This is a genomic window from Pseudomonas sp. M47T1 (genome assembly GCF_000263855.1).
In the GTDB taxonomy this organism is placed as follows: domain Bacteria; phylum Pseudomonadota; class Gammaproteobacteria; order Pseudomonadales; family Pseudomonadaceae; genus Aquipseudomonas.
Genome location: NZ_AJWX01000002.1, coordinates 257,199 through 275,590, shown reverse-complemented (window position 1 = coordinate 275,590; position 18,392 = coordinate 257,199). Strand labels below are relative to the sequence as shown.

The following is an 18,392-nucleotide window of genomic DNA, read 5'->3' as shown; positions in this document are numbered from 1 at the left end:
GAACCGTGCGTATAACAAGACCGTGATGCCATGCCAGATCCGACCTACCTGAATAACGAAATCCGCGACATGCTCATGGACTGCGGGTTGTTCAACCAATTGCTGGCGGCGGACTTCATCGCTGCGGCGGGCTATTTCATCATCACCAGCATCAAGCAGGGTGAAGAGATATTCCACGAGGGGGATGCCGGCACGTTCATGTGCATCATCCACCGCGGCTCGGTGAGCGTGCAGAAGACCGGCAACGACGACCGCCTGGTGGAAGTGGCCAGCCTGCGCAAGGGCCGCGCCTTCGGCGAAATGGCCGTGCTCGACGGCGAGCGGCGCTCGGCCACCTGCGTGGCGGCCGGCGATTGCGTGCTGCTGAACCTGGGCAAGGACTCGCTGGACAAGATGCTCAACGATGCCCCGAAGATTGCCGCCAAGATCATTCGCTCGCTGGCGGTTTCCATGTCGCGGCGGTTGCGCATGGTCGACGGCCAGCTGCTATCCCAACACCCCTGACGTGTAGCAGCAGCCTGGCGGCAGCGGCTACATGGGGGGTTTGTTGGGCGATTCCAGCGCCGGCAATGGCTCGTCCTTGGGCGGCCCCGGTACCTTGATGGGCGGCAGCAACGGCGAGCTGCCGTCTACCCCGCCCGCCTTGGGCACAATGGCCGTGCTCACCTGCGGGTAAGGGGTGGGCGTAGGCGTGCCCGGCGCGCCGGTACTGGCCGGCACCACGTTGCCTTGCAGGTCTGCGGCCTGCGCCGTGGTAATGCCAAGCGCAAGCAGGGCAATGCCCGATACAATAAGCGACTTCATCGGCGGCTCCGCAGCCAGGTCAGTCTCCCAAGGCTACTCCCTGCCGCGCCCGCTGTCCCCTCCCCCTGCGAGATCCCAATGAAACGTTTTGTACTGCTGGACACCACACCGATCCCTGACAACGGCGGTGCCTTATGCCTGTTCGAGTACGGCGAGGATTTCGTCATCAAGATCCAGGGCGGCGACGGCGGCCAACTGATGAACACGCGCATGCACGGCTCCGAAGACGCCCTGGCCGAAATCCCCTGCCGCAAGGTGGCCGGCCGGCCGAACTCGCGGGTACTGATTGGCGGCCTGGGCATGGGCTTCACCCTGGCGTCCGCGCTCAAGCACCTGGGCAAGACCGCCCAGGTGGTGGTGGCCGAACTGGTGCCTGGGGTGGTGGAATGGAACCACGGCCCGCTGGGCGAGAAAGCCGGCATGCCGGTGCTGGACCCGCGCACCCTGATCGTGCAGGAAGACGTGGCCAAGGTACTGCAGAACGAGCCCCAGGGCTTTGACGCGATCATGCTCGACGTCGACAACGGCCCCGAAGGCCTGACCCAGAAATCCAACTCCTGGCTCTACTCCAGCGGCGGCCTGGCCGCGTGCGCCCGTGCCCTGCGGCCCAAGGGTGTGCTGGCCGTGTGGTCTGCAAGCGCCGACCGCCAGTTCAACGAGCGCCTGCGCAAGGCCGGCTTCAAGGCCGAGGAAGTGCAAGTATTCGCCCACGGCAACAAGGGCACCCGCCACACCATCTGGATCTGCGAGAAGCTAAAGGCTTGAGCCCGTAGCGGCAACTGTTTTTGTGGGAGTTGGCTTGCCAGCGAGCTTTTCGGGCCTCGACAGCTCGCTGGCAAGCCAGCGCCCACAGGTGGGGCGGCAGCTGCTACGTTGTGGTGTTTTTCGCGGTAGAATGAGGGCTGACCGTCATTATTCCCGAGGTGAACCCATGAGTTCGTCCACTCCGCATACCGCCAAGCTCGATCGCATCCTGGCCGACGCCCAGCGCGAACGCGAAAGCGGCTACCGCGACAAGGCTCTGAAAATGTACCCGCACGTGTGCGGCCGTTGCGCCCGCGAGTTCGCTGGCAAGCGCCTGAGCGAGCTGACCGTGCACCACCGTGACCACAACCACGACAACAACCCCCAGGACGGCTCCAACTGGGAACTGCTGTGCCTGTATTGCCACGACAACGAACACGCCCGCTACACCGACCAGCAGTACTTCGGTGAGGGTTCGCTGAGCAGCCCCACCATTGCCAAGGCTACCCACAACCCCTTCGCGGCGTTGGCCGGCATGTTGAAAAAGGACTGATCCGGCGTGGCCAACAAGCGTTACAGCTGCATCGGTCTGTTCAACCCCAAGTCCCCGGAAAACGTTGGCTCGGTCATGCGAGCCGCCGGCTGCTACGGCGTGAATTCGGTGTTCTACACCGGCAAGCGCTATGAGCGCGCGCGGGACTTCGTGACTGACACCAAGCGTATTCACTACGACATCCCGCTGATTGGCATCGATGACCTGCAAAAGATCATCCCGCTGGGCTGCACGCCCGTGGCCGTGGAGCTGGTGGAAGGTGCCCGCTCACTGCCCGAGTACACTCACCCCGACCGCGCCATCTACATCTTCGGGCCCGAAGACGGCTCGCTCGACCAGAGCGTGCGCGACTGGTGCGAAGACACCATCTACATCCCCACCGAAGGCTGCATGAACCTGGCGGCCACGGTGAACGTGGTGCTTTATGACCGCATGGCCAAGGGCCTGAATACGCGCTCGGGGCCAAAATTCAAGTAAACCGACGGAACAGTGGCGGACATTGCCGGTCTGCTACTCAACAGCGCCCATCAGGAGAACCATCATGAGTGACAACCAGCACCTGGAAGTCTTCGACACCATCGCCCGCCGCTCGTCATCCACCGAGCACAACGTGCACGGCTGGGAACGCGCAGGCTCGGTGGCCACCGGCATCGTGATGGTGGGCAAAGGCGTACGCCGCGGCGGGTTGTTCGGGCTGATCCAGGTCGCCATCGGCGGCGTGGCCCTGGCCCGTGGGTTGACGGGCCATAGCGCCACCAAGGCGCTGATCGAGCACAGCCGCCAGGAGTTCGACGGCATGCGCGCCAAGATCGAGCGCGCCGGGGAAGAGTTGAGCAAGTTGCAGGAAAATGCCCTGAAGGCGACCAAGACCGTGACCATCACCGGCAACGATGACCTGAACGCTCCAAAGGCCTGACGCCTCATTACCCTGTAGGAGCGGGCCGTGCCCGCGAAGGCCCCTATGCGGTATTCATGGCAATCCGCGGTATGGCTTTCGCAGACACGGCCCGCTCCCGCAGGCTGCGTGACTGATCAGCCTGCGCGAAAAATCAGGTAGTCTTCCCAATCGTCCTCGTCCACATCCTTTTCGCTGATCATGCGCCCCGACTGGGAAATGTGCTTCTTGTGCACTTTCTTGCGGTCGCCGCTGACCAGATGGTGCCAGTTGGGCAAGTCCTTGCCTTCGCTGACCAGCCGGTAGCCACAGGTGGGCGGCAGCCATTTGAACTCGTCAGCCTGGCCAGGCGTCAGTTGGATGCAGTCCGGCACCTTGGCCTTGCGGTTGGGGTAGTCGGTGCACTGGCAGGTCTTGAGGTCCAGCAGCTGACAGGCGATGCGCGTGTAATAGACGCTGTTGTCTTCCTCGTCCTCGAGCTTTTGCAGGCAGCACAGCCCGCAGCCGTCGCACAGCGATTCCCATTCCACAGGGTTCAACTGGTCCAGAGGCTTGGTGAGCCAGAAGCGATCGAGGGGTGCGGGCATGGGGCGGGTGTCCTGTTTCGAAGGCCGCCAGTCTAGTGCTGCGCGAGCGCGAGGCCAAGTGCGTGCGACATCCGGTCAACACTTCACTTGTCAGCCGGGGCCTGCGCGCAGTAGTTTTGCTGTTTTCCGCACAGTTCACAGGAAGCGTCCATGAGTGCCAACCCCCGTATTGCCGAGCTCGGCATCCACGAACAGTTCATCAACCGCTGGTCGCCGCGCGCCTTCAGCGACGAGAACATCTCTGAAGAAACCCTGCTCAGCTTCCTGGAAGCCGCACGCTGGGCGCCGTCTGCGTACAACTCGCAGCCTTGGCGTTTTCTGTATGCGCGCCGTGGCACGCCGAACTGGGAACGCTACCTGGGCCTGCTGAACGAATTCAACCGCAGCTGGGCGCAACACGCCTCGGCGTTGGTGATCATTATCTCCAAGACCACCTTCACCGCCCCTGGCGCCACCGAGGAAACCCCGGCGCTGTGGCACACCTTCGACACGGGTTCCGCCTGGGGCCACCTGGCATTGCAGGCGAGCCTGAGCGGCTGGCACACCCACGGCATGGCCGGTTTCGACAAGGAACTGACCCGCAAGGAACTGAAGGTGCCGCAAGGCTACGAGCTGCACGCCGCCATTGCCATCGGCAAGCTGGGCGACAAGGCCAGCCTGGCCGAGCACCTGCAGGCACGCGAAGTGCCAAGCCCACGCCGCCCGCTGAGCGAGCTGGCCGCCGAGGGTGATTTCACGCTGTAACACCCTTGCCTGTAGCCGCTGCCGTAGGCTGCGGCTACAGGTTGCGGCTGCGTCAGTAGCCGCGGGTGAAGTCCACTTCGCCGCGCAGTGGCTGCTTGCCAATGTAGGCCGCCAGATTTTCCACGAACAAACGCACCATTGCCTGCGGCGACGTAGGTGCCGAGCTGTGGCCGGTCAGCAACAGGCCCCAGGCAGTCCAGAACGGGTGGCGCTGTGGCAGCGGCTCCTGACGGCAGACGTCAATCACCGCCCCCGCCAGATGCCCCAGTTTCAGGGCCTCCACCAGGTCCGCATCCACCACCGCCACACCTCGTCCGGCGTTGATGAACAACGCGTCCGGGTTGAAACGGGCAAACAACGCAGCGTGGTAGATATCCTGGGTGGCCGGGGTGTCCGGCAGCAGGTTGATCACATAATCCACTTGGCCCACCTTGTCGGCCAATGCGTCCATGCCCAGCACCTCGACAAAAGGCGCCTGCTGGCGCGGGCTGCTGGCAATGCCGTACAGCGTCACGCCAAACGGCAGCAGGAAGTCGGCCACGCGCTGACCAATGTCGCCGGTGCCCACAATCAGCACCCGCCGGCCTTCCAGGCTGCGCCCCGGACGGTTGTCCCACTTGCGCTCTACCTGGCTGACCAGCCGCGCCAGCACTTCGCGTTCGTGCCCCAGCATGTAGGTCAGTATGTATTCAGCCATTACCTGGCCAAAAATGCCCACGGCACGGGTCAGGCGGTAGTCACGTGGCAGGCCGCTGGCCAGCAGCGGGGTAATGCCCGCCCAGGTTGACTGCAACCACTGCGGCGTGTGCCCCTGGCGCAGCAGGGTGGCCAGCAGGTCGGGCTGGCCCAGCCACACAGGGCAGTCCGCCGCCAATTTCGACAGCTCGGCGGAGTCGCCACTGGTGAGAACATCCACCTCCGGCGCCGCTTCACGCAATAACTGTGCGTAAAGGGCGTAATCCTGTTCTGCGATCAGAACACGCATGCTTGAAAAACCCTTGAGAACCCCGCCTGCGCCTACACACTGCGCGACTGCCGGGTGTGACGGTCAGATCGGATCGTTGCGGCGCAACAGCTCTTCGGGCAGGTGCTCGATGTATTCCTCTTCGGGCGGCGGCATCTGCAAGTGGTAACCCTGGCTCTCCAGGTTGGCCAGCACCTGGGTGATGTCCTCGCGCGCCAGGGCGCGCTCGGGGCTCAGCACCAGGTCAAAGGCGTGCAAAGGCTTGCCGAACACGGTCAGCAGGCCTTCGGGAACGCGCGCCAGGGCGTCGCTCTTGAGCACGTACAGGTACATCTCGTTCTTGCGCGGGCTTTTGTAGATGGAGCAAATGCGTTTCATGGTGTCTCTCCTGCGCTGGCCAGGGCCTGGAGCAGGGCCGGGCCCATAAGCTCGCGACGCCAGCCGCGCAGTGTGTCGGGCAATTGATAGGGGCCGTTGGGGTAGCCGCTCTTGAGCAGCGCTTCCAGGGTTTTCTTGCGCAGCATGACCTCGGGCGCAATGCCCAGGCGCTCGCCTTCGGCCTGGCCAATGGCGCGCAGCTGCTTGAGGATGCCGGAGGCTTCGATCGGCAACGGCTCGGGCAATGCCTGTGGCCATTGCTCGGGGGCGATGCTGCCGGCGTCCTTGATCAGGTTGAGCAGCAACTCGCCGTCCTGGCGCACGGTGCGCGGGTGCATGTCTTCGATCTTGGCCAGTGCCGCCAGATTGTCCGGCTGGGTGCGGGCCAGCGGCCACAGCGAATGCTCACGCACAATGCGGTTGCGCGGCAGGTCGCGGGCCCGGGCTTCACGCTCACGCCAGGCACACAGCTCGCGCAGTACGCCCAACTGCTGGCGCGACAGCTTCCAGGCCAGCTTGGCGTCACGGTACAGCTCGTAGGGGTCTACCTCACGGCGCAGCTGGGCCACCAGTTCGGCACCGTCTTCCAGCACCCAGGTGTACCGCTCGTCCGACAGTTGCGGGCGCAGCTTTTCATAGACCTCGGCCAGGTGCACCGCGTCTTCGGCGGCGTAGCTGATCTGGGTGTCGGAAAGCGGCCGTTGCAGCCAGTCGGAGCGAGTCTCGCCCTTGGGCAGTTCGATGTCGAGCACCGCCTGCACCAGGCGCGAATAGCCCATGGAGAAGCCCAGGTTCAGGTACGCCGCCGCCAGTTGCGTGTCGAACAACGGCGCAGGCAGGCTACCGGTCAGGCGCACCAGCACTTCCAGGTCTTCGCTGCACGCGTGCACCACCTTGATCACGCCCGGGTCTTCCAGCAACCGGGCCAGTGGTTGCCACTGCTTGATGCTCAAGGGGTCGATCAGCCACGCGCACGCGCCATCGCCGATCTGGATCAAGCCGGCTATCGGGTAAAAGGTGTCGACCCGCATGAACTCGGTGTCGAGTGCAACGTACGGCAGACGCTGCCACTCGGCGCAATGCCGAGCCAGACTTTCGTCGTCGCGAATCCAGTGAATTTCGATGGCCACAAGGCTCTCCCCTGAAGAATGGCGCGCAGTATATATCGACCCCGACATTTACTGGGCATTCCATCGACAAGAGCGCGGCTTATCAACCCTTGCGCAGCACGTACGTTCGCCACATGGCGTAGCCGGGTACCAGATCATGATGGTCGACGATCTCGAAACCTGCCTGGCGAAACTCGCCCTCGATCTGCGTGCGTGCCACCACGAAGCGGTTTTGCCGGTCCTTGCCCGGGCGCCGCTGCTCGGTACGGCGTCGGCGCCAGGCGCGATAGTTACCGTCAACCCACAGGGAAATAATCACCGTGTCGCGGCTGACCCGGTGAAATTCACGCAGAATGCCCAGGCGCTGCTCGCTGTCGGCCACCCGGTGGAACAGGCGCATGCAGAAAATGCAGTCTACGGCGTTGCTGCCCAGGGTAATGGCGTCCACCCAGGCTTCCAGCGGCGTTACCCGTGCCGCCAATGCCGGGGCAAAGCCACCCATGGCCTGGCCCAGCCGCTCGGCGTCGCGGTCGGCGGCCAGGATGACCCGGTTGGCGCGCTCGGCCAGCACCGGCCAGAAACGCCCCGCGCCGCAGGGCAGGTCCAGCACCAGGCCGGGCTCGCCGGCCGAGTGCAGGGAGTGACGCACCAGTTGGGCCTCGCGCCAATAGGCCAGGCGCGCGCCCAGGCTGTCGCACAGCGGCCCGGCAGGGGCTTGCGACAGCTCGCGCTCAGCAGATGATGACGGTGGCAGGGGCATGAGGCGCGGCTTCCCGAAGGGGCAAATTAGGGGGTGAGGTTAACCGTAGTGCAGTTAAAGTCCGGTCAACCCATTGTGAAAAAAACGTCATGAACCACTGACCCACGCGCCCTCCATGGCAGGCGCACGGCAGCCGGCAAACAGGTCCAGCTGCGGGTCATACGCGCCGGTATCCAGCTGCAGCAGGCCCAGCATGGAATGAAACAGGTAGTCCTGGCTCAATGGCCGGTTGCGCTCTTGCTGCAGGCAATGGGTGTCCACCGAGAACGTACGTTTGTAGCCCTCCGAAAACCACGCCAGCAGCGGCACGTGTTTTTGCTGATCGGGCGCCAGCGGCCAGGGCGCGCCATGCAGGAACTGGTTGTACTCGCCCAGCGACTCGCCGTGGTCGGACATGTACAGCATGGCGGTGTCGACCTGCGCCTGGTTGGCGCGCAGCAGGTCAATCAGTGTCGACAGCACATGGTCGGTGTACACCAGGCTGTTGTCGTAGGCGTTGACCAGGCTTACGTGGCTGCACTGGTCCAGCGCCTGGTTGTGGCACACCGGGGTGAAATGCTCGTAGGCCTTGGGGTAACGCCGGTAATAATCCGGCCCGGCGCTGCCGCGCAGGTGCAGCACCAACACGGTGTCCTGACGCAAGTGGTCGATGAATGGCTGCAGCCCTTGCAGCAGGATTTCATCCTGGCACTGACCGGCCGCGCACAGGTTCGGCTCGCTCAGGTGGCTGAGGTCGCGCACCGTCGCCGCGTCGCAGGCACCGGCGCAGCCCGCCTGGTTGTCCCACCACAGCACTTGCACGCCGGCGCGGTGAATCATATCCAGCAGCCCTTGCTGGGGGCCGTCGGCAAAGTCCTTGCGCGCCTTGCTGGAAAACATGCACGGCAACGATACGGCCGTTTGCGTGCCGCAGGAGAGTACGTCACTGAAGGCAATCAGGCCGTCCTGCTTCTTGAGTTGCGGGGTGGTGTCGCGCTCATAGCCCAGAATGCCGAGACTTTGCGCCCTGGCACTCTCCCCCACCACCAGCACGGTGAGCGAGGTGCGCGAATGGCTGCTCCAGGCGGCACCCTTGTGCGCATCCGCGCCTGCTGGCGGGCTTTGAGTCGCGGCAGCGAACGGCGGCAGGCAGGCGGCCAACAGCAAGGCAACGAACCCTAGCGTGCGAGCTGCCTTGGAATAAACCTGCCGTGCATCAACCATGGGGCCCCGCCAGGTAAGGAAACGCGCATCACTGCCAAAACGCAGGGCTGATACGCCACAGGCTGTGCACTTTAAGCAGATCGTCATCAATATTTCGTGAAAACAATGGCGTTGTAGCTTCGTTGAAACACAAACAGTACCCGCACGGTCGAACCGAGGAATCGGGGCTATCCTCAATAGTCTCAACCTAGGCCCACACATCCAGCAGAGGTGACGAGAATGCCGGTCAAACACAATCTGTTCGAGGACTTGAAACTTACTCGCGAAGAGGTCGAAAAACGCAGGAAAAGCGATGACAGGCTCAGCAAGCTGCTGAACGACTACGACGCCATCGATGCAGACGTGCTGAAGGCCGAATCCGCCGCCGCGGCAGACGAGGAGGTGAAGAAACTCAAGGAAAAACGCCTGCTGGCCAAGGACCGGATCGTGCAGCAGTTGGAATACCCGGGAAGCAAGGGGGCGGGGAAAGACTTCGACGCCTGACCAGCCCCTGGCGGCGCGTTGAATCCCCGCGTGCGATCAATGCTCGCGCGCGGGGCCAGACCTCACATGGCCGTGCGGAAAATCTCCTCGATCTCGCCTTGGTTCGCTGTGCGCGGGTTGGTGAAGCCGCAGGCGTCTTTCATGGCGTTGGCGGCCAGGGTGGGGATGTCATCGGCTTTGGCGCCCAGTTCGGCGAGGCCGCCGGGAATGCCGATGTCGGCGGACAGGGTGCGAATGGCGGCGATGGCGGCTGCGGCGCCGTTTTCGTTGTCCAGGTGCTGGGTGTCCACGCCCATGGCGGTGGCCACGTCCTTCAGGCGCGCCGGGCAGACACTGGCGTTGAAACTTTCCACGTGGGGCAACAGCACCGCGTTGCACACGCCGTGGGGCAGGTCATAGAAGCCGCCCAACTGGTGGGCCATCGCGTGCACGTAGCCCAGCGACGCGTTGTTGAAGGCCATGCCGGCGAGGAACTGGGCGTAAGCCATGTTTTCCCGGGCGGTCATGTCATCGCCCTGAGCGACGGCCTTGCGCAGGTTGGCCGAAATCAATTCCACAGCCTTCAGCGCGCAGGCATCGGTGATGGGTGTGGCGGCGGTGGACACGTAGGCTTCCACCGCATGGGTCAGCGCGTCCATGCCGGTGGCGGCGGTCAGGCCCTTGGGCATCTTGGCCATCAGCGCCGGGTCGTTGACCGACAGCAGTGGCGTCACATTACGGTCGACGATGGCCATCTTCACGTGGCGCGCTTCGTCGGTGATGATGCAGAAACGGGTCATTTCACTGGCAGTGCCCGCCGTGGTGTTGATGGCGATCAGCGGCAGTTGCGGCTTGGCCGACTGGTCCACCCCTTCGTATTCGCTGATGTGCCCACCGTTGGTGGCACACAGGGCAATGCCCTTGGCGCAGTCATGGGGCGAGCCGCCGCCCAGGGAAATGATGAAATCACTGCCCGACTGTTTCAGTGCAACCAGGCCTTTTTCGACGTTGCTGACGGTGGGGTTGGGCTTTGCGCCGTCGAAGATCGTGGCATTGATGTCCTGCTCGGCCAGCAGGCTGGCAACCTTGTCAGCCACCCCGGCCTTGGCCAGGCCGGCGTCAGTGACGATTAGGGCTTTGCGAAAACCATACTTGCGAATGGCCACCACCGCTTCGTCGAGGCTGCCGATACCCATCATGTTCACGGACGGAATAAAGAAAGTGCTGCTCATGATTGATCCTCTTTTATTGTGGATGGCCCAGGGGCGAGCCGAGGTTGCGGTTCATCAGGCGAGCTTGTTGCCGGATCAATGCTAGGCGCGAGGTGGCGGCGGCAGAATGGTGCTTTGGGGGGGAGGAAGGCGGTGCTTTGGTAGTAGACCGGACCGTGTAGCCGTTGGCGCAGGCTGCGGTGCCCCCCCCCCCGCATAAAGGGGAGATTCAGCGGTGATACAGGGCGGCGCAGCCTGGCGGCAGCGGGGAAATTGCAATTCGCCAGAATCCTGAAGCAGAGGCCGAGGGCTGCGTCACAGGGAACACAGGTGTCACGTAATCCACAGCGCGTCATGTGGCGATCTTCAGGATCAGTCGCGCGCTGCGTCCTTCTGCTCGCGACACAGCGCTCAATAGTCGCTGCTTTATTCAGCAAGACATCATCGACCATACACCCGCCCATCGCTTAATACGTCCGCCACGAAGCAGTTCGATATTCTTTTCCATGTTCATGAAGCGTATCGAGCCACGTTTTGTCCGATAAGGCAGACACAAGCCAAAAGACTGTCTTTTTCAACGCTTGCCGGCACTCACACAGCCCCTGCCGACTGCTAGGATATCGCTCACCAAAAGAACAAACCGGCGCGATCTTTGTAGTCTCCCGGATGGAGGAAAGATGAACGCCCAGAAAGACCATCCGCTTGACCAGTTGCAGCGCCTGCCGCGCCACCCCTGGCTGCGGAAAAGGGCCAATGCGCCGGCCGGCCTCTGGTTCTGGCCGATCATGCTGCTGGCCACGGTGGCCCGGCTGTACCAACTGACCGCTTCGGCCATCTGGTGCGATGAGGGTTCCAGCCTGGTGATCAGCCAGTACGACCCCGCGCAGATCTGGGTGCACGCCGCCCATGACGTGCATCCGCCGCTGTATTACCTGATTCTGCACGGCTGGATGTCACTGTTCGGCGACGGCATGTTTTCTATCCGCGTGATCAGCGCCCTGCCTGGCATCGTCAGCGTGGGGCTGGGCACCTGGCTGGTGCACCTGGCCGCCGGGCGCCGGGCGGCGCTTTTGGGTGGGGTGATGCTGGCGCTGCTGCCGATTGCCGTGCACTACAGCCAGGAAATCCGCATGTACCCGCTGATGGGGATGTGGCTGATGGGCGCTACCGTGGCGCTGGTGCATTGGGCAAAAAATCCCGGGCGTACGGGCTATCTGGCCATTTATGCCGTGCTGATGACCGCCAGCTTCTACACCCACTACTTCACCAGCCTGTGCGTGCTGGCCCATTGGGCCTACCTGGGACTGCTGCGCACCGGCGGCAACCGCCTGGTGCAACGCCCGGCATGGTGGCTGGCCAACGTGGCCATTGTGGTGATGTACCTGCCGTGGGTGCCGAGCCTGGTGAGCCTGGTACAACACCTGCCCGAACTTGAGGCCGGCAATGATGTGGGCTGGATAGGCGCCGTCACCCTAGGCTCGCTGCCGTCGATGGTATGGCAGTACCTGATTCTGAGCGACGGCTTCGACCTGCCGCTGGCGCTGTTCATCAGCGTGCCCGCGATCCTGGCGGTGGTGCTCGGGTGGGTACTGTGGACCGATCGCAGCGCGCTCAAACTGCCGTCGCTGCTGGTGATCTACTGCGTGTTGCCGCTGTTGATGATTTTCCTGATTTCGTTCAAGACACCACTGCTGGTCGACCGCTACATGATGTTTTCCGCCCTGGGCCTGCCGCTGGTGCTGGGCGTGGCCGCCGACCGCCTGGCACGCCATTCGCGGCCGCTGGCGCTGACGGCTGTTGTGGCCTTCGTGGCCTTGCAAGGCGTGGGGCTGCAACGCAACTACGACGTGGACGACGATCAGTTCGACAAGATGGTGGACTTCGTCAACCAGCGCTACCAGTCGGGCGACCGGATCGTGGTCAGCGACCTGTTCTGGTATTTCGGCTACCTGTACTACAACACCACGGGGGCCGACCCCTTACTGTACACGCCACCCAACGCCGACGGCAGCTCAGGACGACCTACCGACTACGGCTTCGGCAACCTGGTGGACGAACACGCTGACGACATCTACGTGAATACCCTTCAATCGCTGCCTGCCGACCATCAACGGGTATGGTTGATCAGCGGCACCGGCGATACCGACGATTTCGCGTCAATACCGTCGCAGTGGCACAAGGTGGATCAGAAAGTGGTGGGCGACACCGAAGCCAGGCTCTACGAACGGCCCTGATCAGGGCAAGTAGAGCTTGAACAGGCCGCCACCCAGATCACCGCCATTGTTCAATTGCACATGCCCCGGCACGCCGTTGCGCTCATGGCGTTCGGCAATGCGCGCAGCGAAATACAGGCCCAGGCCGGTGCTGCCACTGACCGGGTTGATGCCCTGCACATAGTTCGACTGGGCCTCGATCAGTGCTGGCGGGTAACCGGGGCCGTCATCGTTGACGCTCAACACCAATTGGCCGTTTTCTTCGCCCGCACTGACATGAATGCTGCTGCGGGCAAACCGGATGGCGTTGATGATGACGTTAGCCACCACGGTACCCACCAATTCGCGGTCGAAAAAGCCCAGCGGGCACAGAACGTCCACGTCGCAGGTAGCAGTGATACCCCGGCTGCCGAGCACTTCCTGGTGCCAGGCCAGCTGCGCCTCAATGAAGTCGTCCATCTCGTGGTATTCAGGACGCAGCGGCAACTGGTTGACCCCAAGCTTATAAAGGCCCAGCAGTTGCACCATCATGCCGTTGAGGTTAGCGAACTCATAATCGATGACGCCGCGCTCCGGCGTGTTGCGCTGCGCTTCGGGCAGGCTCTCGGACCATTTGCCATGGGCGGTCATCACCGACGCCAGGGAGTTTTTCATATCGTGCACGGTGGACGCGATGACCATGGAAAAATCCAGACCTGCCTGTTCGTCACTCATGCGCCAAACGCCCTGTTTCGCAGTTTCTGATAACGCTCGAAGCGTGCATCGCCCTCGGGCATGTGCCCCACCGTCTTCAGGCATTCGCGGCATTGCGCCAACCCGGCTGCGGTAATTGGCACACCCTTGGCGTGCAGCAGGCCCTGGGCAAGGTTCAAGGCGATACTGATGTTCTTCGGCTGCAAGGCCAAGGCGCGGCGGAACAACTCCTGAGCCTCCACGAAACGGCCTTCACGATAGGCGCGCACGCCCTGCTGGTTGACGTCGATGGCGATCTTGTTGGAACCCAGGATCTCCGGATCGTCGGTGTGCTTGGCAATGTTCTGCATCACCAAGGGGTCATCACCGTAGATCTCGGCGCAGCTTTTCAGCACGCCGACACCGGCATCCGCCTGCCCCAGGTTCTGCAACTGCGCAGCCACCGACAGTGCAGCGTCGGGGCTGAGAAACTGGTCCATGCCCTGCAACCGCGCCACGGCCTCTTCGGCCAGCTTGGCAGCGGCCTCGGGGTCGGAGCGCTGCAGGCTGGTGGCCTTGATCAGCCGGGTGCGCACCTGGATGCCCTGGTCTTCGCCATTGTCCTTGGCCACGTCGCTGAGGGTCTGGTTCAGCTCGGCGCGGCTGCGCACGTCCAGGCCGCCATCGCCACTCTTGCTGATCAGCGCCTGGGCAAAGCCGAGGTTAGTCTCGGGGTTCTTGAAACGTGAATACTGGCCCTGATTCACCGCCTGGCGGTACGCGCGCGAAGCACTGTCGAAATCCTCGTTCTCGAACGCCAGCTTGCCCAGCAGGCTCTGCCGGCGCACGGCCAAGGGCGACAACTTGACGGCGTCCTCCAGCACTTGCTGCGCGCGCTTGCCTTCGTTGCGCGCCACCAACACCTCGGCCAAACCGTCATACAGCGCCGGCAACATGGGGAAGGTCTTCAGCGCCCGCTCATAGACATCCTGAGCCTCGGCCAGCTTCTTGCGCTTGAACAGCAAGCTGCCCAACGCCCCGTACGCCCAGGGTGTGGGGCGGTCGGCCAAAATGGTCTTGAGGAAGGCCTCCAGCGGCTCGTGCTGGTTCAGGTCGCGCAGGGCATCGGCCTTGTAGCGATGGCACAGCGGCGCATAACGAGCGTCCTGCTGGCTCAGGCGCGTGCAGGCGGCCAACACTTCCATGGGAAGATTCTTGTCCAGCGCCTGCAGGATCGGCTTGAGCAGGGTTTTGCGCTGCACCAGTTTTTCCAGACGCTGGGCCAGCCCCGCCCGATTGAACGGCTTGGTCAGGTAAGCATCGGGCTCCCATTCCAGCGCACTCATCACCATGGCCTGGCTGTTCTCGGCGGTCACCATGACAAACACGCTTTCATGGCTGAGCAGCTTGTCCAGCATCAGGTCCTCCAGCACCTGCTGACCGTTCTTCTTGCCGTCGCCCAGGTTGAAGTCGTGCAGCACGAAATCGTAGCGCTTCTGGGCGCACATCTTCAGGGCCTGCTCGCCCGTGTCCGCCGTGTCCACCTCCTTCACGCCCAATTCGCGCAACATGGAGCGCACCGAGCTGCGGAAGTCGGAGAAGTCATCGACGATAAGAAACGATTTTTGGTTGTACGCCAGCATTCGCGATCCCGTCAGGGGAATGAATATGAGCCCGTGGGGGCCTTCCAATACGTGGGCTATCGGCATGGGGTGAAATTTCTAGAGGTGTACGCCCCATGAAATACGTGCCTTTGCGCCGTGGTGTGGGACCGTGGGAAGCGGGAACGGGTCACACCCTGGATGCCATTATTTAGCCACCAATGCGTTGATTGTGTTCGATTATCGTGAGGCTTTGACAAAGGTAGGTGAAAAAATGGAGGTTTACCGAGGGGGCTGAAAAAACGGCACTACACTTGCCGGCCGCCCAATAGGCGCGAAGGTCGGCATCAGGCTCCGAGGCTACAGTGTTGTCGAGCCAGGCCTGGAAGCCTCCAGAGGGGATCAATGTCTCCCGTTATCAGCGGGTGCAGCACCGATCCAACGCTCACGCGCCGCATTGGCGCCCACCAGCCACATTGAAGGCTCATTCATCGGGGGAGAACAGGAACAATGCCTATTCGTCGAAGCGGCAACTTTGACCTCAGCGCTGGCGTTGTGCAGCTCCCACGAGAGCACCTTACAGGCTTCCTTGACGAGACAGAGCTTGCTCAGACTGAGGTCAAGCTTGAGGGAGGGAAGATCAGATTTGTGGCCCCCGAATCCGTGCTGGAGCAAATAACTCAGCATTTAGGGCCGCCAGCAGGCAGATTGAGCAGTACAAACAAGTAGTACAACCCAAAAAGAAAAACCCCCGTAACTCATTGAGTTACAGGGGTTTTCTAGATATGGCGGAGAGATAGGGACGTCCAGAATCGAACGCTGCAGCCCGCCAAAACCAACAAACACAGGCAGTTTTGAGTATTTTGCTACAAAACTCTGCTACAAAATGACGTACCTCCTGCTGTTAGGTTTTTTTGGTATCACGAACTTTTTTCAGGGTGCTTGTCCAAGCTAGATGAGTTTAACGACGCACCTATTACTTCATAATATTATCCAAGCTTAATTTTCCGCGACCATTAAAGCCATTGGCAAACCAAACACTAGACTTGGTAAGTAATCAATATTTATGGCTTAGTAATTACTCGCCAGATGAAAAACATCACCCCCTCAAAACAAAGCCCCCATCACCCAAGCTAAAAGTAACCTTTGTCTCTTGATTCGAGTACAAATTAACAAACAAAAAACCAGAATCCTCTCCACATATACCATAATAAAGAGCCACTTCAAAACCCTCATAAGAAGCGACTACCGGCGGACACTCTATAAAATTACCAAAAACTTCTATTAGAACCCTGACTCCATCACTAATACTAAAATAAACACCCTCAACCCCAGAACAAAAATAGCTAGCTAATTCAGGATCAATCGAATCCATCCTTTGTGAAAAAATAAGCGAGCCATATTCTAACGGCTGCAGCACTGCCCCCTTTTCAAGCTGCAAAAAACTCTGTGAGAGCAGTACTGAGTCCGTATCCAAAGGGGAATGCTTTATATATAAATTATCAGATAATATTTTTGAAAATCCGTGCAACGCACACAGGGCACTCAAACACTTCTTAAAACTTATCGTTGATTCATTATTTTGTATATAGCACTCAGCCTTGGCAGGTGGAATCTGAACAAGGGTGTCCGAATTTTCATATTCAATTAGAAAGCCGAATTCTGCAACCGAGTCAAGGTACCTACTAGCCTCTAAGTATTTTGGAAGATGCTTGAGCCCTGAAACCAAATTCCCAAACCAAGACTCAATTGATGTCTTAAATTCAATGAATACATTTGAATCTATAGCGTTAACTTTAAAGCAAAAGCTTAAGAAGCCATCTAGCGTCTCACCATCGACCGTTATCACCTTCTCCCCACCGACATAACTACTTTCAAATGTACAAAGAAAATGACGAGAATTCGCAGACACCAGATACAAAGAGCTTTGAACCTTTAAAACAGCAGGCTTTAGATATAGATATGAACCGGGACGTGATTGTTTGAACGCCTGAAAAATATCATTATTTATAAAATTTATTTTTGATGAGTCAATTTTGAATCCTTGGCCTGTCAGCCGATGATTTTCAATTTTGTCCTGTAATTCAGACGCAGCTTCACCGGTTGCAACAACTGAAAACCGGGAATCAGAAATGTTTTTGGCCGACAGTACGTGAGTGATAGCACCATCAACTACTGTCTTAACGCTGAAGCGTGGATCAAGCTTCTCTATTGCTTCGCTATAAGAATGATGAATGGACTGAACAGGAAATTCGAAAGGATTGACCATATTATTAAAATTGCACGTCAAAGCTCTAACCACTTCAGCACGAATACTATCAGCCAATTCAAACTGGGTCAGAGATTTGGTTCCAACCATAGTCATTGCACGTTTTTCAGCCTTAGCCTTCCACTCACAGAGTAGATCAACCGGATAGCGTGACTCATCCCGATCGATGATGATGGAGCAAGACCCGCAGAGCCAAATCCCATTCTTGTACGAGCTACGCTCTTCTTTCGTCTGATGTTTATTGTAGCGAGCAGCACCGGGGCCGGGAGCGGCAGCACAAATGTGAGCGGCGACACCGTTACCTGCATAATCGTTTCGCTTAAGATTCGAGCCTATGGTGTGACTCAGGCAATCAGGGTTGGAGCAGACACCTGCCGCCATATGTTGCAAAAGCAAACGTGTTGGCTTATCGAAATTATGGCGTGGATGCATATCAACAATCGACCCATCCGCCAAGATGACTTTGTCATTCTTTATTTTAACTTTGCTAAGCTTAGCCACCCCAACTCCTTGTAAAGATTAAATCTGGCTTTCAGTTAATTACTTGGCATGTTTACGCAAACCAAAGACGCTCTATTTGATTCCGATTATAAAGTAACGCCTAGCTCACAGGCCTACACCTCAAGCCGATCGAGCCTCTATTGCAATGGCTCACCTAAGCTTAACTGCCCTCGCTTTTGCAAATCATTGGCCAGCCAGAGTCCGGCTTTTGTCATTAAAAAGTAAGTAGCAGCAGTAAACCCAGCTTGAAAATTATCTACGGCATTTACTACCTTGCCATCCGAACTAATTTTTGCCTCCCTCACTGGCCCTTCATAACCGTGGATCATACCGACATCCACTTCAAACAAATCCACCAGCTCAAAATATTTATCCATATCAGACTGCATGATTTTATGATCGAGGTTGTGAGCAAAATGGTTTCTAATTTTATTTATATGCTTTAAAGCCCTTGCCAACTCAGCAGGCAAGCCAGAAGCTATCGATGTAGTTAGTCTTTCATTAAAATGGCGGAGAATTTCAGCACTCTTGCCTTTTCCACTAACGAAAAACTCAATATTTTCTGGAGAAATCCTTTCTTTCAAATAGACGCTTAAAAACCGCTCACATATCAGCTGCAGCCTTATCACGCAAATTCCATCATCACTTTTATTAAGAACATCGGCATACAAACTTGGATCAATAAATTTTATAAAATCGTGATTTACCTGAACATAAGTCAT

The 18,392-nt window shown here is 59.5% G+C and carries 19 protein-coding genes and 1 pseudogene; 8 read left to right on the top strand and 12 right to left on the bottom strand.

The features are described from left to right. Nucleotides 1-30 precede the first annotated feature (30 nt). A complete protein-coding gene (locus tag PMM47T1_RS03215; RefSeq protein ID WP_008365725.1) occupies nucleotides 31-504 on the top strand; it encodes a cyclic nucleotide-binding domain-containing protein in 474 nt (157 codons plus the stop codon). 27 nt (nucleotides 505-531) lie between these two features. Here the strand turns inward: PMM47T1_RS03215 and PMM47T1_RS03210 are convergent, their stop codons facing one another. Then, nucleotides 532-804: a hypothetical protein gene (locus tag PMM47T1_RS03210; protein ID WP_008365722.1), complete on the bottom strand. Its 273-nt coding sequence runs from the start codon at nucleotides 802-804 to the stop codon at nucleotides 532-534. Between the two features lie 78 nt (nucleotides 805-882). Here PMM47T1_RS03210 and PMM47T1_RS03205 point away from each other — a divergent pair, with 78 nt between their 5' ends. The 4 genes from PMM47T1_RS03205 (at nucleotide 883) to PMM47T1_RS03190 (ending at nucleotide 3,017) form a co-directional block, all read left to right on the top strand. After that, entirely contained in the window at nucleotides 883-1,569 is a 687-nt protein-coding gene (locus PMM47T1_RS03205; RefSeq protein ID WP_008365720.1) for a spermidine synthase, read from the top strand. Nucleotides 1,570-1,735: 166 nt separating this feature from the next. Continuing rightward, the gene (locus PMM47T1_RS03200; protein ID WP_008365718.1) at nucleotides 1,736-2,101 is read left to right on the top strand and encodes a YajD family HNH nuclease; all 366 of its coding nucleotides are present in this window, start codon (nucleotides 1,736-1,738) and stop codon (nucleotides 2,099-2,101) included. A 6-nt stretch (nucleotides 2,102-2,107) separates the two neighbouring features. Next, on the top strand, nucleotides 2,108-2,578 hold the full coding sequence (locus tag PMM47T1_RS03195) for an RNA methyltransferase (protein WP_008365716.1): 471 nt from the start codon (nucleotides 2,108-2,110) through the stop codon (nucleotides 2,576-2,578). A 64-nt stretch (nucleotides 2,579-2,642) separates the two neighbouring features. After that, nucleotides 2,643-3,017: a YgaP family membrane protein gene (locus PMM47T1_RS03190; protein WP_008365715.1), complete on the top strand. Its 375-nt coding sequence runs from the start codon at nucleotides 2,643-2,645 to the stop codon at nucleotides 3,015-3,017. Nucleotides 3,018-3,133: 116 nt separating this feature from the next. Here PMM47T1_RS03190 and PMM47T1_RS03185 read toward each other — a convergent pair whose 3' ends face one another. Continuing rightward, nucleotides 3,134-3,583, bottom strand: coding sequence for a YcgN family cysteine cluster protein (locus PMM47T1_RS03185; protein WP_008365713.1), 450 nt, complete (start codon nucleotides 3,581-3,583; stop codon nucleotides 3,134-3,136). A 150-nt stretch (nucleotides 3,584-3,733) separates the two neighbouring features. Between PMM47T1_RS03185 and PMM47T1_RS03180 the strand changes: the two genes are divergently transcribed. Continuing rightward, complete coding sequence (locus PMM47T1_RS03180; RefSeq protein ID WP_008365712.1) at nucleotides 3,734-4,327, top strand: nitroreductase family protein; 594 nt, start codon at nucleotides 3,734-3,736, stop codon at nucleotides 4,325-4,327. 52 nt (nucleotides 4,328-4,379) lie between these two features. On the opposite strand, the gene PMM47T1_RS03175 is transcribed toward PMM47T1_RS03180, so the two are convergent. From PMM47T1_RS03175 to PMM47T1_RS03155, 5 genes and pseudogenes are all read right to left on the bottom strand, one after another. Further along, entirely contained in the window at nucleotides 4,380-5,312 is a 933-nt protein-coding gene (locus PMM47T1_RS03175) for a D-2-hydroxyacid dehydrogenase (protein WP_008365710.1), read from the bottom strand. Nucleotides 5,313-5,375: 63 nt separating this feature from the next. After that, the gene (locus PMM47T1_RS03170; protein ID WP_008365707.1) at nucleotides 5,376-5,669 is read right to left on the bottom strand and encodes a YcgL domain-containing protein; all 294 of its coding nucleotides are present in this window, start codon (nucleotides 5,667-5,669) and stop codon (nucleotides 5,376-5,378) included. After that, the gene (rnd, locus tag PMM47T1_RS03165) at nucleotides 5,666-6,799 is read right to left on the bottom strand and encodes a ribonuclease D (protein WP_008365705.1); all 1,134 of its coding nucleotides are present in this window, start codon (nucleotides 6,797-6,799) and stop codon (nucleotides 5,666-5,668) included. Before rnd ends, PMM47T1_RS03170 begins: the two co-directional genes overlap by 4 nt. A gap of 82 nt (nucleotides 6,800-6,881) precedes the next feature. After that, nucleotides 6,882-7,538 carry a class I SAM-dependent methyltransferase gene (locus PMM47T1_RS03160; RefSeq protein ID WP_008365704.1) on the bottom strand — a complete coding sequence of 219 codons (657 nt, stop codon included), beginning with the start codon at nucleotides 7,536-7,538 and terminating at the stop codon, nucleotides 6,882-6,884. A gap of 87 nt (nucleotides 7,539-7,625) precedes the next feature. Continuing rightward, nucleotides 7,626-8,702 (bottom strand): annotated as a pseudogene (locus PMM47T1_RS03155) (phosphoethanolamine transferase); the annotation flags it as partial. Between the two features lie 258 nt (nucleotides 8,703-8,960). Here PMM47T1_RS03155 and PMM47T1_RS03150 point away from each other — a divergent pair. Beyond that, nucleotides 8,961-9,224: a hypothetical protein gene (locus PMM47T1_RS03150; RefSeq protein WP_008365702.1), complete on the top strand. Its 264-nt coding sequence runs from the start codon at nucleotides 8,961-8,963 to the stop codon at nucleotides 9,222-9,224. A gap of 62 nt (nucleotides 9,225-9,286) precedes the next feature. Here PMM47T1_RS03150 and yiaY read toward each other — a convergent pair whose 3' ends face one another. Further along, entirely contained in the window at nucleotides 9,287-10,435 is a 1,149-nt protein-coding gene (gene yiaY / locus PMM47T1_RS03145; RefSeq protein WP_008365700.1) for an L-threonine dehydrogenase, read from the bottom strand. Between the two features lie 656 nt (nucleotides 10,436-11,091). Between yiaY and PMM47T1_RS03140 the strand changes: the two genes are divergently transcribed. Beyond that, nucleotides 11,092-12,648, top strand: coding sequence for a glycosyltransferase family 39 protein (locus PMM47T1_RS03140; protein ID WP_008365697.1), 1,557 nt, complete (start codon nucleotides 11,092-11,094; stop codon nucleotides 12,646-12,648). Here the strand turns inward: PMM47T1_RS03140 and PMM47T1_RS03135 are convergent, their stop codons facing one another. From PMM47T1_RS03135 to PMM47T1_RS29655, 4 genes are all read right to left on the bottom strand, one after another. Continuing rightward, entirely contained in the window at nucleotides 12,649-13,341 is a 693-nt protein-coding gene (locus PMM47T1_RS03135) for a sensor histidine kinase (protein ID WP_008365695.1), read from the bottom strand. Next, nucleotides 13,338-14,942 carry a response regulator gene (locus PMM47T1_RS03130; RefSeq protein ID WP_008365694.1) on the bottom strand — a complete coding sequence of 535 codons (1,605 nt, stop codon included), beginning with the start codon at nucleotides 14,940-14,942 and terminating at the stop codon, nucleotides 13,338-13,340. Before PMM47T1_RS03130 ends, PMM47T1_RS03135 begins: the two co-directional genes overlap by 4 nt. 1,057 nt (nucleotides 14,943-15,999) lie before the next feature. After that, complete coding sequence (locus PMM47T1_RS29660) at nucleotides 16,000-17,670, bottom strand: hypothetical protein (RefSeq protein WP_157212941.1); 1,671 nt, start codon at nucleotides 17,668-17,670, stop codon at nucleotides 16,000-16,002. 137 nt (nucleotides 17,671-17,807) lie between these two features. Beyond that, complete coding sequence (locus tag PMM47T1_RS29655; protein WP_157212940.1) at nucleotides 17,808-18,392, bottom strand: hypothetical protein; 585 nt, start codon at nucleotides 18,390-18,392, stop codon at nucleotides 17,808-17,810.

Excerpts from the sequence above, each read along its gene's own strand:
- PMM47T1_RS03180 (WP_008365712.1), top strand. The coding sequence starts at position 3,734 with ATGAGTGCCAACCCCCGTATTGCCGAGCTCGGCATCCACGAACAGTTC.
- PMM47T1_RS03130 (WP_008365694.1), bottom strand. The coding sequence starts at position 14,942 with ATGCTGGCGTACAACCAAAAATCGTTTCTTATCGTCGATGACTTCTCC.
- PMM47T1_RS03175 (WP_008365710.1), bottom strand. The coding sequence starts at position 5,312 with ATGCGTGTTCTGATCGCAGAACAGGATTACGCCCTTTACGCACAGTTA.
- PMM47T1_RS03215 (WP_008365725.1), top strand. The coding sequence starts at position 31 with ATGCCAGATCCGACCTACCTGAATAACGAAATCCGCGACATGCTCATG.
- PMM47T1_RS03140 (WP_008365697.1), top strand. The coding sequence starts at position 11,092 with ATGAACGCCCAGAAAGACCATCCGCTTGACCAGTTGCAGCGCCTGCCG.
- PMM47T1_RS03190 (WP_008365715.1), top strand. The coding sequence starts at position 2,643 with ATGAGTGACAACCAGCACCTGGAAGTCTTCGACACCATCGCCCGCCGC.
- PMM47T1_RS03135 (WP_008365695.1), bottom strand. The coding sequence starts at position 13,341 with ATGAGTGACGAACAGGCAGGTCTGGATTTTTCCATGGTCATCGCGTCC.
- PMM47T1_RS03170 (WP_008365707.1), bottom strand. The coding sequence starts at position 5,669 with ATGAAACGCATTTGCTCCATCTACAAAAGCCCGCGCAAGAACGAGATG.
- yiaY (WP_008365700.1), bottom strand. The coding sequence starts at position 10,435 with ATGAGCAGCACTTTCTTTATTCCGTCCGTGAACATGATGGGTATCGGC.
- PMM47T1_RS03150 (WP_008365702.1), top strand. The coding sequence starts at position 8,961 with ATGCCGGTCAAACACAATCTGTTCGAGGACTTGAAACTTACTCGCGAA.
- PMM47T1_RS03200 (WP_008365718.1), top strand. The coding sequence starts at position 1,736 with ATGAGTTCGTCCACTCCGCATACCGCCAAGCTCGATCGCATCCTGGCC.
- PMM47T1_RS03205 (WP_008365720.1), top strand. The coding sequence starts at position 883 with ATGAAACGTTTTGTACTGCTGGACACCACACCGATCCCTGACAACGGC.
- PMM47T1_RS03160 (WP_008365704.1), bottom strand. The coding sequence starts at position 7,538 with ATGCCCCTGCCACCGTCATCATCTGCTGAGCGCGAGCTGTCGCAAGCC.
- PMM47T1_RS03185 (WP_008365713.1), bottom strand. The coding sequence starts at position 3,583 with ATGCCCGCACCCCTCGATCGCTTCTGGCTCACCAAGCCTCTGGACCAG.
- PMM47T1_RS29655 (WP_157212940.1), bottom strand. The coding sequence starts at position 18,392 with ATGACTTATGTTCAGGTAAATCACGATTTTATAAAATTTATTGATCCA.
- PMM47T1_RS03210 (WP_008365722.1), bottom strand. The coding sequence starts at position 804 with ATGAAGTCGCTTATTGTATCGGGCATTGCCCTGCTTGCGCTTGGCATT.